The sequence below is a fragment of the Nonomuraea sp. NPDC050643 genome (assembly GCF_040654715.1).
Taxonomy (GTDB): Bacteria; Actinomycetota; Actinomycetes; order Streptosporangiales; family Streptosporangiaceae; genus Nonomuraea.
The window spans coordinates 30,229-45,899 of sequence record NZ_JBFAIM010000074.1; the positions used below are offsets into that span (position 1 = coordinate 30,229).

Sequence of the window (15,671 nt, forward strand, 5' to 3'; positions counted from 1 at the left end):
TGAAGGCCCCTGTCTTCCCTGGTCACGCCAGAGGTTCGGGGGTATCGGGTGGGTCGAGTCGATCTTTTGCGGTTGACCTGACCGTTATATCCAACGGTTTCTGACTGTTACATTTTTACATATATTCTGCGCCTTGATCGCCATCTCGACGTCAAGAAAATTTCACGATGCGAGATGGGTTTTCGTTGCGGGGGCGCGGACACCAGCCGGAGTCGCGCCCTCGGTCAGCGCGAACGGAGAGTAATGGGCAAGTACCTGCTCCGCAGGTTGGCAATAAATGTGATCCTGGTCGCCGTCGCGGCCAGTCTGGCGTACATGCTCGCTGCCACCACCATGAGCCCGCGCGGCGCATATGAGGGGAGGCAGCCTCCGGTCGCCGAGTCCGTCGTCGACGCCACACTTGATGCCTACAACCTGAACGACAAGACCCCTGTCCTGGAGCGCTACGCGACCTGGGCGAAGGGGGTGGTCACGGGAGACTTCGGCAGGACCTGGAACGGCGGCTCGGTCAATGACGAGATGGGCCGCCGGATCATGGTCAGCCTCCGGCTGCTGCTCATCGGCACGCTGCTCGGCTTCGCCGTGGGTGTGGCGCTGGGCGCGTTCTCCGCGGTGCGGCAGTACAAGCTCAGCGACCGGTTCATCGGCGTCAGCTCCTTCGTGATCATGGCGATCCCCGTGTTCGTGCTGGCCACTCTGCTGGCCATCGCCACGTACAACGTGAACAGAGGGCTCGGGTTCACGCTGATCGAGTACACCGGGGAGTACAACCCCCGGCTGTCCGGCTGGGACCAGTTCGTCAACCGGCTGAACCACCTGATCCTGCCGACCATCTCGCTCAGCCTCGGCTCGATCGCCTTCTACAGCCGGATCCAGCGCAACATGATGCTCGACGTGCTCGGCCAGGACTTCGTCCGCACCGCCATGGCCAAGGGCCTGCGGCGCAGGACGGCGCTGATCAAGCACGCGCTGCGGACCGCGCTGATCCCCGCGGCCACGTACTTCGCGTTCGCCTTCGGGACGATGTTCACCGGGGCCACCTTCACCGAGAAGATCTTCGCCTGGCACGGCATGGGCGCCTGGCTGGTCGACTCGATCAACCAGAACGACGTCAACTCCGTCGCCGCGGTGACCTTCTTCGCGGCCGTGTGCGTCCTGGCCGCCGCCTTCCTGTCGGACCTGCTGGTCGCGGCCCTCGATCCCCGGGTGCGGGTGAGCTGACGTGCGTTCGAAAGTCGTCTTCAAGCGCCTGCTGAACAACAAGCAGGCCCGGTACGGGTCCATCGCCCTGATCCTCCTGGTCGCCCTGGCCTACATCGGGCCGTACTTCGGCCCGTACGACTGGACCGAGAAGGACTTCATGGCCTTCCTGTCCGGCCCCGACGGCGACCACTGGTGGGGCACCACCACGATCGGCCAGGACATGTACGCGGTCACCCTCCGCGGCATGCAGAAGTCGATCGTGATCGGCCTGCTGGTGGCGCTCATCTCCACCGGCCTGGCCGCGCTCGTGGGCGCCTTCGCCGGATATTTCGGCGGCTGGGTGGACAAGGCGCTCATGTGGGGCGTCGACCTGCTGCTCGTCCTCCCGAGCTTCCTGATCATCGCGATCATGTCGCCGAGGCTGAAGGACGGCGCGTCCTGGCTCTGGTTCGTGGTGCTGCTGGCCGCGTTCTCCTGGATGATCACCTCCAGGGTCGTGCGCAGCATGACGCTCTCACTCCGCGAACGCGAGTACGTCCTGGCCGCCGTCTACATGGGCATCCCACGCTGGAAGATCATCTTCCGGCACATCGTGCCCAACCTGTCCTCCTTGCTGATCATCGACGCGACCCTGAACGTCAGTGGCGCGGTCATCGGCGAGGCGGCCCTGTCCTTCTTCGGCTTCGGCATCCAGCCGCCCGACGTCTCGCTCGGCACGCTGATCGCCGAGGGCTCCCGCAACGCCACCGGTTACCCCTGGCTGTTCGCCTTCCCCGCCGGGCTGCTCGTCCTCCTGGTGCTCAGCGTGAACCTGATCGGCGACGGCCTGCGTGACGCACTCGACCCGGGGAGCAACTCGTGAGCATCTTGGAGGTCAGGGACCTCACCGTCACCTTCCCCGGCGGCATCGAGGCCGTGCGCGGCGTCAGCTACGAGGTCGAGCGCGGCGAGGTGCTCGGCATCGTCGGCGAGTCCGGCTCCGGCAAGTCCGTGACCTCACTCGCGGTCATGGGCCTGCTGCCGACGAACGCCGTGGTCAGCGGCTCGGTCAGCCTGCACGGCCAGGAACTGCTCGGCCTGAAGGAGGACGAGCTGGTCAAGGTGCGCGGCAAGGCGATCAGCATGATCTTCCAGGATCCGTTGTCGGCCTTCACGCCCGTGTACACCATCGGTGAGCAGATCGCCGAGGCCGTCCGCATCCACCAGAAGATGGGCAAGGACAAGGCCGCCAAGCGCGCCGTCGAGCTGCTCGACCTGGTCGGCATCCCGAACCCGCACCTGCGGGCCAAGGCGTTCCCGCACGAGTTCTCCGGCGGCATGCGGCAGCGCGCGATGATCGCCATGGCCATCGCCAACGACCCCGACCTGCTGATCTGCGACGAGCCCACCACGGCGCTCGACGTGACGATCCAGGCGCAGGTGCTCGAAGTGCTCAAGACCGCGCAGCGGGAGACCGGCGCCGGCATCGTGATGATCACCCACGACCTGGGCGTCATCGCGGGCATGGCCGACCGGGTGCTCGTCATGTACGCGGGCCGGCCCGTCGAGCAGGGGCCCGTGGACGACATCTACTACCGGCCGCGGATGCCGTACACGATGGGCCTGCTCGCCTCGATCCCCAGGATCGACGGCGAGGAGGGGCCGCTCGTGCCCATCGACGGCAACCCGCCCTCGCCGGCGTCGCTGCCGCCCGGCTGCCCGTTCGCGCCGCGCTGTCCGATGAAGGTGGACATGTGCGACGACGAGGAGCCGCCGCTGACGCCGTTCGGCGGCGGGCGCCACGTGGCCTGCATCCGGTCGCACGAGATCGAGCACAAGGGCCTGACCGGGGCCGACGTGTTCCCGACACCGGTCATCCCGCCCAGCGACGTGGTGCGCATACCACGCGCCGAGCGCGCGACCGTGCTCGAGCTCGACGGCATGAAGAAGCACTATCCGCTGATGAAGGGCGCGATCTTCAAGCGCCGCGTCGGCACCGTGTACGCGGTGGACGGCATCAGCTTCGACATCGCCGAGGGCGAGACGCTGGCCCTGGTCGGCGAGTCCGGCTGCGGCAAGACCACGACGCTGCAGCAGATCATGCAGCTCGTGCCGCCGCAGGAGGGGCGCGTCGTCGTGCTCGGCAAGGACAGCTCCAAGCTGGACAACGCCGGGCGCAAGTCGCTGCGCGGGGACCTGCAGATCGTCTTCCAGGACCCGATGGCCGCGCTCGACCCGCGCATGCCGATCGGCGACATCATCGCCGAGCCGCTGCGCGCGCACGGCAAGAAGGACGTCACCGCCAAGGTCGAGGAGCTGCTGCAGCTCGTCGGGCTCGCTCCCGAGCACGCCGAGCGCTACCCGCAGCAGTTCTCCGGCGGCCAGCGGCAGCGCATCGGCATCGCCCGTGCGCTCGCGCTGGAGCCCAGGATGCTCGTGCTCGACGAGCCGGTCTCCGCGCTTGACGTGTCCATCCAGGCAGGCGTGATCAACCTGCTGGAGGAGCTGAAGAACAGGCTCGGGCTGTCCTACCTGTTCGTGGCTCACGACCTGGCCGTGGTCCGGCATCTGGCCGACCGCGTGGCCGTCATGTACCTGGGCAGGATCGCCGAGATCGGGACGGTCGAGAACGTCTACGACCGTCCCGCGCATCCCTACACGCAGGCGTTGCTGTCGGCGATCCCCCTGCCCGACCCCGAGATGGAACGCACCCGCAAGCGGATCCTGCTCGAAGGCGACCTGCCCAGCCCGGCCGACCCGCCGACTGGATGCAGGTTCCGCACCCGCTGCCCCAAGTTCGCCGTGCTCAGCGAGGCGGAACGGCGGCGGTGTGTGGACGAGGAGCCCTCGGTCGCCCGGCTGGCGAATGTCGTCGACCACGGCGCCGCCTGTCATTACGCGGAGGAAGTCGAGGTCATCACGGCCTCGGACAATCAGGAGGAAGAGTGAAGGTTCGATACCGTGCGGCCGCTGGGCTCGCGGTGCTGGCCGTGGCCGTGGCCGTGGCCGCCTGTGGCGGCGGAGGCTCCGAGAGCAAGCAGCCGAACGCCCAGCAGTCGCAGCAGGCGCAGCAGCAGATGGCGGAGACCCCGGCCATCAGCATCAACCCCGTCCCCTATGAGCAGGTCAAGGACGGCGGGACGCTCACGCTGACCGTCGGCCAGTGGCCGAGCCAGTGGAACCCCAACCACGTGGACGGGAACCAGGCCGACACGGCCGAGATGCTCGACACGATCCTGCCGCAGCTGATGATCGCCGACAAGGAGGCCAACTTCACGGCGAACCCCGACTACCTGACCGACGTGAAGAACGACCTGTCGTCGGGCAAGCAGATCGTCACCTACACGCTGAACGACAAGGCCGTGTGGTCCGACGGCACGCCGATCACGTGGAAGGACCTCGAGGCCGCGTGGAAGGCCAACAACGGCGAGAACAAGAAGTTCAAGCCGGCCTCCACCAACGGCTGGGACCGGATCGAGTCGGTGACCAAGGGCGACAGCGACAAGGTCGCCATCGTCACCTTCTCCAAGCCGTACCCGGAGTGGCAGGGCCTGTTCTCCCGGTCGCCGCACCTCATGCCGGCCAAGCACATGGAGACGCCGGACGCGTACGACAACGACTACCTGCAGAAGGTTCCGGTCACCGCCGGTCCCTTCAAGGTGGAGAAGATCGACGAGGGCACCAAGACCCTCACGGTCGTGCGTGACGACAAGTGGTGGGGCAAGAAGGCCAAGCTGGACAAGGTCATCTTCCGTACCATCGAGACCCCCGCCGCGCAGGTCAACGCCTTCGCCAACGGCGAGCTCGACATGGTGGAGATCCCGCCGGGCAGCCCCGCCGACCTCAAGCGGGCCAAGGAAGTCCCCAACGTGGACATCCGCAAGTCGCTCAGCCCGAACTGGCGGCACATCACCGTCAACAACCAGAGCGAGTTCCTGAAGGACAAGTCGGTCCGTCAGGCCGTCGCGTACGCGATCAACCGTGACGTGATCACGCAGTCCGACCTGAAGGACATGGACTGGCCGCTGCAGACGCTCGGCAACCACGTCTTCATGAACAACCACAAGGGCTACGTCGACAACTCCGGCGACCTCGGCAAGTACAACGTCGAGAAGGCCAAGCAGCTTCTCGACGCGGCCGGCTGGAAGCAGGAAGGCGAATACCGCAAGAAGGACGGCAAGGAGTTCTCCCTGAGCTTCGTCGTCCCGGCGGGCGTGCCCTACGCCAAGACCGAGGGCGAGCTCACCCAGGCCATGCTCAAGGAGGCCGGGATCAAGCTGACGATCCGCCCGGTCCCCGATGACAAGTTCTTCACGGACTACATCATCAAGGGCGACTTCGACCTGGTGCCGTTCTCCTGGATCGGCGACCCGCTGCCCATCGGCGGCCTCGCGCAGATCTACAAGACGGGCTCCGAGAGCAACTTCCCGAAGGCCAGCGACCCGGCCGTGGACGCCGCGATCGACGAGGCCGTGAGCGAGATGGACCCGGCCAAGGCCTTCGAGAAGGCCAACGCCGCCGACAAGCTCATCTGGGACATGGTGCACACGATCCCGCTGTACCAGCGCCCCGACATCCAGGCGGCCAAGAAGACCCTGGCCAACCTCGGCGCCGAGGGCTACCAGTCGTACGACTGGTCGATGATCGGCTTCACCGGCTGATCCTCGTCCTCGTGAACCCCCGGCCGGCTCCGGCCGGGGGTTCCTGTTCTCAGGCGAACTCCCGCAGGGTCGCCGGTGGGCGGCCTCCGTACCGCTCGATGCTCTCCGTGACCCGGTAGAGCGGGTGGTCGGCGGTGCCGATGAAGCGGAAGATCGCCCACAGGTGCGACAGGTGCTCGACGGCGACCTCGTCGCGGTAGACGTCCATCGCCCTGCGCTCCCACTCCTCGGGCGGCACGTCCACGTACTCGACGCCGAGCGCCCGCGCCGCCTCGCCGATCGTGGCCAACTGCCCGGTCACCAGGCACACCGGGTCGGCGGGAGCCGGATCCAGCAGCAGCCCCGCGCCCACCCTGGCCACGTCCTCGCCCGCGACCAGCGGAATCCGTGTGGACGCGGGACCCAGCGGGAGGGCCAGCCGCCCGCCCGACGACGCGACGGCCAGGTTCTCGAAGAAGACCGCGGCCCGCAGGTGCACCGCGCCCACCCCGGCCCAGTCGAAGACCTGCTCCGACAGCCAGTGCCGGCGCATGCGCGGCGTGCCGGCCTCGGGGGAGGCGTCGAGCTGCGACACCTCGACGACCCGCGCCACGCCCGCCTCCCTGGCCGCCGCCGCGAACGCGGCCGTGGCGTCCAGCAGGCCGGCCGTCACCGGGTAGGTGAAGAACGCCCGGCTGACCCCGCGCAGCGCGGGGCGTACGGACCGGATCTCGCGCAGGTCGCCCGCGACCACCTCGGCCCCGAGCTTGCGCAACTCCTCGGCCCGGTGGTCGTCGGTGTGCACGAAGGCCCGAACGGCCTGCCCCTGCGCCAGCAGCAGCTCCACGACGTGCCGCCCGGTCGAGCCCTGAAGCCCGCCGGCCGCTCCGGTGACCAGGATCATCTCTCCTCCTCCGGGAGGGTCAGGGTGAACAGGCCGAGCCGCTCCAGATCGCGCAGGAACGGCCCGGCGGGGAAGGACTCGGCCGGGCCGAAGACCCCGGGCCCGGGGCCGTGGCCGTCGGCCAGGCGGACGGCGGCCTCGACCGAGGTGAGCGCGCTCATGCGCCACAGGTCGTGCCCGCGCGCCTGCCCGGCCCGCCCGCCCGCGTCGGTGATGACCTGCACGGCCACCGTGAAGTCGGAGCGCGCCCGGGTGGCGGCGTCCACGTGCTCGCTGGTGAACGCCTGCTCCTCCTCGAACGTCTGCGCCGTGAGCTGGGCCTCGACCCGCCGCGCGGGTGTGTGCCTGGGCACGGTGACGACCTCGGAGAACGGCACGGGGGCGATCATCGTGCGCGGACCGAGCGGCGGCGGGAACGGGAAGACCGCGTTGCGCGGCTCGACGTAGCCGACGTGCTGGGCGCCGTCGGTGTACGTGATCCGCCGGGTGTCGGCGAACAGCAGTTCGGCGGTACGCCTGGCCCCCGTGGTCAGCCGCCAGCCGGACACCGCGTACGCGGTGACCACGCGCTCGATCCCGCTCACCCCCGCGGCCACGGCGCCGGTGAGCAGGTCGCCGAGGCCGCCGTAGAAGCTCATCGCGGTGACCATGGTGATGCCCGCCCGCCGGGCCGGCTCGGCCATGGTGTCGAACATCCACTTCGTGTGGTGCTGCTCCAGCGCGTGGTCCACGTAGTGGCAGCCGGCCTCGGCCGCGGCCCGCGCGACGGGCTCGCCGGTGTGCGTGAACGGTCCCGCGCAGTGGATCAGCACGTCGGCCTGGCCCGCGAGCTCGCGTAACGCGGCGGGGTCGTCGAGCGCGGCCTGGTGCACGGGGGCCCCGCCGAGCTCGTCGGACAGGGCCTTGAGCGCGCCGCCGTCGCGACCGGCCAGGATGACCTCCCGGCCGCGGGCACGCAGCTCGGCCGCCGCCAGGCGTCCGGTGTGGCCCGTGGCGCCGTAGACGGCGATGTGCGGTGCGGACACGGCTCACCTCCATGATTCATACTGGGAGTACGTAACTAGTTCTGAAGTTACGTACCGCGAGTATGTAAGTCAATGGGGAGCACGATGATCCGCCGTACCCAGGCAGAGCGTTCCGACGAGACCACGGGGCGGCTGGTACGGGCCGCGCGGGAGCTGTTCGGGGCCCAGGGTTACGCCGTCACCTCGATCGACGCGATCGCCGCCGTGGCGGGGGTGACCAAGGGGGCCGCCTACCATCACTTCGGCGGCAAGGTGGAGCTGTTCCGCGCGGCGCTCGTGGCGGAATTGGAGGCGGTCGACGCCAGGCTCCTGGGGGTGGCGGCGGAGGAGGCGGACCCGTGGGAGGCGCTGCGGCGCGGCTGCGGCACGTTCCTCGAGCACTGCCTCGACCCGGGGTTCCGGCAGATCGTGCTGCTGGACGCGCCCTCGGTGCTGGGCTGGGAGGCGGTGCGCGAGCTGGAGCGGGAGCACATGCTCCAGGTGCTGCTGGAGGGGCTGCGGCTGGCCGTGGCGAGCGGGCAGGCCCCCGACGGCGATCTGGCCGCCCGCGCGCAACTGGCCTTCGGCGCCTTGTGCGAGGGCGGCATGATGCTCGCCCGCTCGGAAGACCCGGCGGCCGACCTGCCACGGATCTCCGCGGAGGCCGGCCGGTTCCTGGAGGCGCTCAGGCTGTGATCAGCCGTGTGAGCCGGTGACCCCCTGCCTGGCAAGCCCTTCCCCGGGGGGCGGCGAGCAGGACGGGCCGCCCGGCCCGTTGAAGCGGACCGAATCCCAGAAGTCACGGAAGTCGATGTAGAAGTTGCCCTTGCCACGAGCGCTGGTCACCGCCGCGCACCCGCCGTAGTCGGCCTCGGAGAAGAGGTAAATACGCGAGTCGGTACGGTTCCAGTCGGACTTGGCCCGGTCGGCCATGCCCAGCGCGGCGAGGTTGGGCGTGCTGCCCTGGATCTGGACGATGTCCCCCGTGCCGTCGAGGCCGGAGAACAGGCAGTAGTTACCCTCCTGGCACCTGTCGTAGCCGTCGGCGGCCTGCGCGGGGGACGCCAGGGCGGCCAAGGCGAAGGCGGCGATCGGCAACGCCAGCATGTGAAGCTTCTTGCCCATTACTCCTCCATGGGTGAAACTTTCTTTCGCCTTGAACATACATGGCGCGATCTTGTCAGGAAAGGGGTTGACCTGAACCTCCGTGCCGAGCGCGACCGGATTCTCCGTGACCGCTCTCTACGCGCGGGCCCGGCCCGCCTGGCGATGAGCCCGCGGGGGGCAGGGGGCCGGGCCCGGCGGGTCAGAGGCGGGCGCCCACGTCCGCGCCGTTCCTCGGGCGCAGGAAGGCCGACGGCGGGATGCTCCCGTCGGCCCGGCGGGGGCCGGTCACGGTCGACGGGTCGGTGCTGAGCAGCGCGCCGTCGTCCCAGGTGCCGCCGATGTTCCAGGAGTTGCCGCTGCCCGTGGACGACGAGCCCAGATCGACCGCCGTGCCGTTGCTCGCGGCGAGGTCACGGGTGAGCGTGGCGCTCGCGTCGGCGAAGTCGAACCCCGTCCCGCCGTTGCGCCAGGCCGTGCTGCGGCTCACGGCCATCGAGCCCGGGTTGGCGTTGTCGATGAACCCGCCCACCTGGTTCCTGAAGGCCATGCTGTTGCGTACGACGTGCGCCGCCGGCAGGTCCTCGTCCCCGCCGCCCAGCTTGAACCCGTTGCCGTCGCCGGTGTAGTCGGGCAGGTTCCAGCGGTTGAAGCCGTTGCCGTACGCGACGCTGCCCTCGATGACGATCGGCGACAGGAACTCCCACGCGTCGAACCCGTCGTCGGAGTTGTTCCACAGCCGGGCCCCCTTGACGACGTTGCCCGTGCCGCTGCCCTCCTTGATCGCCAGCCCGTCGGCGCTCTCCCCGTTCTTGCGCGGGTCGCGGTTGCCGTGGCTGTCCAGGTTGAGCACGACGTTGCCGGCTGAGGCGCCCTGGATGTGCAGGCCGCTCTCGTAGTTGTCGCGGGTGACCAGCCGGTCGAAGACGTTGTCGTTGCAGCCCCTGCAGAAGATCCCGTACGGGCCGTTGGCGATCTCCAGGCCGATGATGCGCCAGTGGGAGGCCTCCATGTGGAGGGCGCCGCGCTCGCCGTTCGGGATGCTGCCGCCGACCGGGGCCGGGGTGTGGGGGAGGGGCTCGCCGTCGATGAGGACCCTTTCGCGCGGGTACGCGCTGAGCGTGATGGGGGCGGCGGCGGTGCCGCTCTTGAGGATCTGCAGGTTCTTCGTCAGGGCGTAGGTGCCCCGGCGGACCAGGATGACGGTGCCGGGCTGGGCCAGGTCGATGGCCCGCTGGATGGTGGCCAGCGGTTGGGCCTCGGTGCCCGGCGCGGTGTCGTCACCGCCCGGCGCGACGACGAGCGTGACGGACGCGCTCTCGACCGCCTCCGCCAGTGTGCTGATCTTGCCGGCGCCCGCGCCCGCCCGCACGGCCGCGGGGACGCCCTGCGGCGGATCCACTGTGTACGCGTAGAACGTTCGCGGCTCGACCACGGTCCCCGCGACCTCCGGCGTGCCCGAGTTCACGAAGATGTTGTTCCGCTGCACCGCCCGGCCGGGGCCGCTGTCGGCGTACCCGCTAGCGGAGTAGAGCGGATGCGGCACGTTCTCGAAATAGTTGCCCTCGACCACGGCTCCGGCGTTCTCGGTGGAGGCGACCGCGTACAACTCGTTGCCGAGGAAGTAGTTGTTGTAGATGTGCACCGGCTCGCCGAACCGGATACGCGGATGACGTTGGCGGCTGTTGTTGAAGAAATTGTGGTGAATGGTCACCTTGAGATGGCCGATGTCCGTGCCGCCGGCGCCATCGGAATGGCTGATCAGCATGGATTTGTCGGAATGGTCGAAGTGGTTCCACGAGACGGTGACGTAGTCGGCGCCCCGCACGATGTCCACCGACCCGTCCACGGCGCCCGAGAAGGTGTTGTGGTCGATCCAGATGTGGTGCGAGTTCTGCCCGATGTTGACCGCGTCGTCCTCGGCGTTCGTGAAGCGCAGGTTGCGGACGATCACGTTGTACGACCGATAGAAGTCCAGCCCGCCGCCGGTGATGTGGCCGGTGCCGCCGACGCCGACGATGGTCTTGTTGGGGCGTACGCCCTGCTTGCTCTCGATCGTGATCGTGCCCGACACCTGGATGGTGAGGGTTTCGAGGCTGTCGATGTACTCGAGGAACTGCTCGGCGTTGGTCGCGGTGACGGTCCTGCCGCCGGCGCCGCCGGTGGTGCCGTTCTGGCCCAGCGCGTTGACGGCGGCGAACCCGACCGGCGCGTCGGCCGCGGCCGGCGCGCCGGTGTTCATGGGGGGAAGGACGGCGAGGGCGGCGACCGCGACAACGGCTGCCGTCCACGAGGTGAAGGTCATCATGCTCTCCGGTCGTGCCTCCGGGAAATGTCAGATGGAAAGCGCTTTCCTAGGTATTATCGGCAGATCTTCACAGGCGGTAAAGCGCTCATGAAAGTTTCATCCGTGCTGTCGCGTCCACCGCTCGTACGCCTCCACCGCCGTGGGCAGCGTCGGGAAGAGAAGGTCCTCGCCCACGGATCGCGTCAGCCCGTAGGCGTCGAGGCGGTCGCGCAGGTCCTGCTTGACCCGGGCCATGGCGAAGACGATGCCGCGCCGGTCCAGCTCGCGGCGCAGGGCGTCGAGGGCGTCCAGGGCGGTGATGTCGACCTCGACGTTGGCCTCGGCGTTGAGCACGAACCAGCGTACGGGGCCCTCCTGGCGGTCCACGGAGTCCAGGGCGCGGCGGCGGAAGTCCTGGGCGTTGGCGAAGAAGAGCGGGGAGTCGTAGCGGTAGACGACGAGGCCGGGGATGGTGCGGGCCATGGGGTAGTCGTCGACGTCGTGCATGCCGGCCAGCCCCGGCACCAGGCCCTGGATGGCGTCGTGGGGGCGGGCCACGCGGGCCAGCATCTCGACGACGGACAGGGCGACGGCGAGGAGGATGCCGTACAGGATGTCGAAGACCAGCACGCCGGCGAGTGCGCCGAGCGCGAGCAGCAGTTCCGCCCTGCGGAAGCGGGCCAGGCGCCGGAACTCGGGCAGGTCGATGAGGCGGGTGGCGGCGTACACGACGATCGCGCCGAGCGCGGCGGCGGGGAACACGGCGAGCAGCGGCCCCGCGAACAGCAGCACCGCGACCACGGCCACCAGGCAGGCGAGCGAGTAGAGCTGCGTGCGCGCCCCGGCGGCGTCGGCCAGCGCGCTGCGGCTGCCGCTGCTGCTGACCGGGAAGCCCTGCAGCACGCCCGCGCCCAGGTTCGCCGCGCCCAGGGCGAGCAGCTCCTGGTCGGCGTCGATCTCCTGATTGTGGCGGGCGGCGAAGGAGCGGGCCGTGAGCATGTTGTCCGTGTAGCCGACCAGGAACACCCCGATAGCGGGCAGCAGCAGGTTCTCCAGCGACGCGAGCGTGGGCAGCGGCAGCCCGGTCGGGATCTCGCCCACCACCTTGATCCCCTGCGCGTCGAGCCCGAAGACCACCACGCATCCGGTCGCCAGCAGGACGGCCAGCAGCGGCGCCGGAACGGCGGGCCATCGCCACTGTGCCAGGAACAGGAACGCCAGCACGCCTCCGGCCATGAGCATCGTCCCCACGTGGGCCTGGGGCAGCAGCCGGGCGAACGACACGACCTCCTCGAACAGGCTGTCGCCGGACACGGGAAGCGCGGTGAGCCGGCCGAGCTGCCCGAGCACCATGATCACGGCCACGCCCGACATGTAGCCGACGAGGATCGGCCGGGACAGCAGGTCGGCCACGAACCCCAGCCGCAGCACCCGGCACCCCAGGCAGAGCAGCCCGACGACCACGGCCAGCGCGGCGGCCAGGGCCGCGTACCTCGCCGGGTCCCCGGCCGCCAGGGGGCCGATGGCGGCGGCGGTCATGAGCGCGGTGGTGGACTCGGGGCCGACGGACAGGAGCCGGGAGGAGCCGAGCACGGCGTACAGGGCCAGCGGCGCCAGCATCGCCCACAGCCCGGCCACGGGAGGCAGCCCGGCGACCGTCGCGTAGGCCATCACCTGGGGGACCAGATAGGCCGCCACGGTCAGCCCGGCCAGCAGGTCGCCGCGCAACCAGGCGCGCTGGTATCCCTTCAGGACGGTCAGCCCTGGGAGCAGTCGGAGCATGCTTGAGGATGTCCCGTCGCGGGGGTGTACACCAAGTCTCAGGGGCCGGGCGCGGCGGGTGAAAGTTTCACCGCCTCGCGGCTGTTCGTCCTGGTGTGCGGGCGAGTCGGGCGGTTCTCGCGGGCGAGGCCGGGGAAACGTCCTGGAGGTGGCCTAGAGTCCTGGTTGGGAGCGCTCCCAATTTGTCCTCGAGCCGAGCCGGAGCAGCGTGCCATGAGTCAGTTGAGCAGGAACCGGATGAGCAGGACGGCGGCGTCACTGCTCGTCGCCGCCTCCCTGGTCACGTCGTCCCCCGCGACCGCCACCGCCGCCTTCCCCTACCAGGATCCGGCTCTCCCCGTCCCCACCCGGGTCGCCGACCTCATGTCCCGCATGTCGCTCGACGAGAAGCTCGGTCAGATGACCCAGGCCGAGCGCGGCTCCGTCAGCACCTCCGACATCACCACCTACCGGCTCGGCTCGGTGCTGTCGGGCGGGGGGTCGGCGCCGTCGCCCAACACGGCGACCGGGTGGGCGGACATGTACGACCGGTTCCAGAACGCGGCCCTGGCCACGCCCCTCGCCATCCCCATGATCTACGGCGTGGACGCCGTGCACGGGCACAACAACGTCGTCGGCGCCACGATCTTCCCGCACAACATCGGCCTCGGCGCCACCCGCGACCCCGCGCTGGTGGAGCGGGTCGGGCGGGCCGTGGCCGAGGAGGTGTCGGGGACCGGGATCGACTGGAACTTCGCGCCCTGCCTGTGCGTGGCGCGCAACGACCGGTGGGGGCGTACGTACGAGTCCTTCGGCGAGACGCCCGAGGTGCCCTCGTCCATGGCGAGCATCGTCACCGGGCTGCAGGGGTCCGCGCTGAACGGGCCCGCCTCCGTGCTGGCCACCGCCAAGCACTACGTCGGCGACGGCGGCACCACCGGCGGGGTGGACCAGGGGAACGCGCAGCTCTCCGAGGCCGAGCTGAGAGCCGTCCACCTGCCGCCGTTCGAGGCCGCCGTCGAGCGGGGGGTCGGGTCGGTGATGGTGTCGTTCAGCAGTTGGAACGGGGCCAAGCTGCACGGGCACCAGTACCTGATCACGACCGTGCTCAAGGGGGAGCTGGGCTTCGGCGGGTTCGTGGTGTCCGACTGGAACGGGATCGACCAGATCGACGGCGCGGCGGGGATGTCGGCGGGTGACGTGCGCTCCGCCGTCAACGCCGGGATCGACATGGTCATGGTGCCGACCGCCTGGCGGCAGTTCATCGACCTGCTGCGGGCCGAGGTGCAGGCCGGGCGCGTGAGCACGGCGCGGGTCGACGACGCGGTGCGGCGGGTCCTGACGAAGAAGTTCGAGCTGGGGTTGTTCGAGAAGCCGCTGACCGATCGGTCCTACACCGCGAGCGTGGGGAGCGCGGCCCACCGGGCACTGGCCCGTGAGGCGGTGGCCAAGTCCCAGGTCGTGCTGAAGAACGGCGGCGACCTGCTGCCCCTCGCCAGGAGCGGGGGCAAGCTCTTCGTGGCGGGCAAGAGCGCCGACGACATCGGCAACCAGAGCGGTGGCTGGACGATCTCGTGGCAGGGATCGTCGGGCAACGTCACTCCCGGTACGACGATCCTGCAGGGCATCAGGAACACCGTCGGATCGGGGGCCACGGTGACCTACAGTCGCGACGGCGGCGGCATCGACGGCTCCTACCGGGTGGCGATCGCCGTCGTCGGTGAGACGCCGTACGCCGAGGGCGAGGGCGACCGGCCCGGTGGGCTGGGGCTGGACGCCACCGACCTGAACACCATCGCCACCCTGCGCGCCTCGGGTGTGCCGGTGGTCGTGGTGCTGGTGTCCGGGCGGCCTCTCGACATCGCCTCCCAGCTTCCCAACTGGAACGCGCTGGTCGCCGCCTGGCTGCCGGGGACCGAGGGGCAGGGCGTGGCCGACGTGCTGTTCGGGGTCGCGCAGCCGGCCGGCAAACTGCCCATGACGTGGATGAGCAGCGCCTCCCAGCAGCCGATCAACTCCGGTGACGGCAAGACACCGCTGTTCGCGTACGGGGCGGGGCTCACGTACGGGCCGTCGCAGGGCGACACCAGCCCGCCCACCGCCCCCGGCACGCCCGCCACCTCCGCCGTCACCTCCTCGTCGGTGAACCTGGCGTGGGCGGCGTCGAGCGACAACGTGGGCGTGACCGGCTACGACGTGGTACGGGTGCAGGGATCGAACGAGACGCCGGCCACCACGTCCACCACCACCTCGGCCACCGTGACCGGCCTCGCGGCGAGCACGGCCTACACCTTCGCCGTCTACGCCAGGGACGCGGCGGGCAACCGCTCACCCCGGTCGGGAACGGTCACCGTGACCACGAGTACGGGCGGTGGCACGTCCGGCTGCTCGGTGACCCCGTCCACCCAGAGCCAGTGGGGCAACGGGTACGTCATCCAGGCCACCGTCACCAACACCGGCACGGCCCAGAAGAGCGGCTGGAGCGTCACCTTCACCCTTCCGCCCGGCCACACGCTCACCGGTCAGTGGAACGGCGTGCTGACGGCGAACGGCCAGACCGTCACCGCCCGCAACGCCGCCCACAACGGCACCCTCGCCCCCTCGGCCGCCACGTCGTTCGGCTTCCAGGCCACGCGGGGGAACGGCGACACGGCGGTGCCCTCCGGTTACACGTGCGCGTGATGGGCTTGTCCTACCCGTGCGTGTGGAGGGCCCGTCCACCTGACAGGCCGCGCGGCGCCCCGGCCTGGTGCCAGTCACGCAGCCGCCGCCGGCAGGTCATTCCCGAG

General features: G+C 69.8%; 11 protein-coding genes. 6 read left to right on the forward strand and 5 right to left on the reverse strand.

All coding sequences use genetic code 11. From position 1 onward, the window contains the following. Positions 1–243: 243 nt before the first annotated feature. Genes AB0I15_RS54945 through AB0I15_RS54960 form a run of 4 tightly spaced genes read left to right on the forward strand, consistent with a single transcriptional unit; the run spans position 244 to position 5,843 of the window. Positions 244–1,221 carry an ABC transporter permease gene (locus tag AB0I15_RS54945; protein WP_358115796.1) on the forward strand — a complete coding sequence of 326 codons (978 nt, stop codon included), beginning with the start codon at positions 244–246 and terminating at the stop codon, positions 1,219–1,221. Between the two features lies 1 nt (position 1,222). Then, positions 1,223–2,065 carry an ABC transporter permease gene (locus tag AB0I15_RS54950; RefSeq protein ID WP_358115799.1) on the forward strand — a complete coding sequence of 281 codons (843 nt, stop codon included), beginning with the start codon at positions 1,223–1,225 and terminating at the stop codon, positions 2,063–2,065. Next, on the forward strand, positions 2,062–4,131 hold the full coding sequence (locus AB0I15_RS54955; RefSeq protein ID WP_358115802.1) for an ABC transporter ATP-binding protein: 2,070 nt from the start codon (positions 2,062–2,064) through the stop codon (positions 4,129–4,131). Before AB0I15_RS54950 ends, AB0I15_RS54955 begins: the two co-directional genes overlap by 4 nt. Then, complete coding sequence (locus AB0I15_RS54960) at positions 4,128–5,843, forward strand: ABC transporter family substrate-binding protein (protein ID WP_358115805.1); 1,716 nt, start codon at positions 4,128–4,130, stop codon at positions 5,841–5,843. The genes AB0I15_RS54955 and AB0I15_RS54960 overlap by 4 nt, the downstream gene beginning before the upstream one ends. 49 nt (positions 5,844–5,892) lie before the next feature. Here the strand turns inward: AB0I15_RS54960 and AB0I15_RS54965 are convergent, their stop codons facing one another. Beyond that, positions 5,893–6,726: an NAD(P)H-binding protein gene (locus AB0I15_RS54965; RefSeq protein ID WP_358115808.1), complete on the reverse strand. Its 834-nt coding sequence runs from the start codon at positions 6,724–6,726 to the stop codon at positions 5,893–5,895. Then, complete coding sequence (locus AB0I15_RS54970; protein ID WP_358115811.1) at positions 6,723–7,751, reverse strand: saccharopine dehydrogenase NADP-binding domain-containing protein; 1,029 nt, start codon at positions 7,749–7,751, stop codon at positions 6,723–6,725. The genes AB0I15_RS54965 and AB0I15_RS54970 overlap by 4 nt, the downstream gene beginning before the upstream one ends. Before the next feature lie 84 nt (positions 7,752–7,835). Between AB0I15_RS54970 and AB0I15_RS54975 the strand changes: the two genes are divergently transcribed. Further along, positions 7,836–8,426 carry a TetR/AcrR family transcriptional regulator gene (locus tag AB0I15_RS54975; RefSeq protein WP_358115814.1) on the forward strand — a complete coding sequence of 197 codons (591 nt, stop codon included), beginning with the start codon at positions 7,836–7,838 and terminating at the stop codon, positions 8,424–8,426. Here AB0I15_RS54975 and AB0I15_RS54980 read toward each other — a convergent pair whose 3' ends face one another. The 3 genes from AB0I15_RS54980 to sulP form a co-directional block, all read right to left on the reverse strand. Then, a complete protein-coding gene (locus AB0I15_RS54980) occupies positions 8,427–8,855 on the reverse strand; it encodes a peptidase inhibitor family I36 protein (protein ID WP_358115817.1) in 429 nt (142 codons plus the stop codon). A 181-nt stretch (positions 8,856–9,036) separates the two neighbouring features. Continuing rightward, on the reverse strand, positions 9,037–11,142 hold the full coding sequence (locus AB0I15_RS54985; RefSeq protein ID WP_358115820.1) for a right-handed parallel beta-helix repeat-containing protein: 2,106 nt from the start codon (positions 11,140–11,142) through the stop codon (positions 9,037–9,039). 96 nt (positions 11,143–11,238) lie between these two features. After that, positions 11,239–12,903 (reverse strand): sulfate permease, encoded by a 1,665-nt coding sequence (gene sulP, locus AB0I15_RS54990; RefSeq protein ID WP_358115823.1) that lies wholly within the window; start codon positions 12,901–12,903, stop codon positions 11,239–11,241. A 213-nt stretch (positions 12,904–13,116) separates the two neighbouring features. Here sulP and AB0I15_RS54995 point away from each other — a divergent pair, with 213 nt between their 5' ends. Then, positions 13,117–15,564 carry a glycoside hydrolase family 3 N-terminal domain-containing protein gene (locus tag AB0I15_RS54995; RefSeq protein ID WP_358115826.1) on the forward strand — a complete coding sequence of 816 codons (2,448 nt, stop codon included), beginning with the start codon at positions 13,117–13,119 and terminating at the stop codon, positions 15,562–15,564. Positions 15,565–15,671 lie beyond the last annotated feature (107 nt).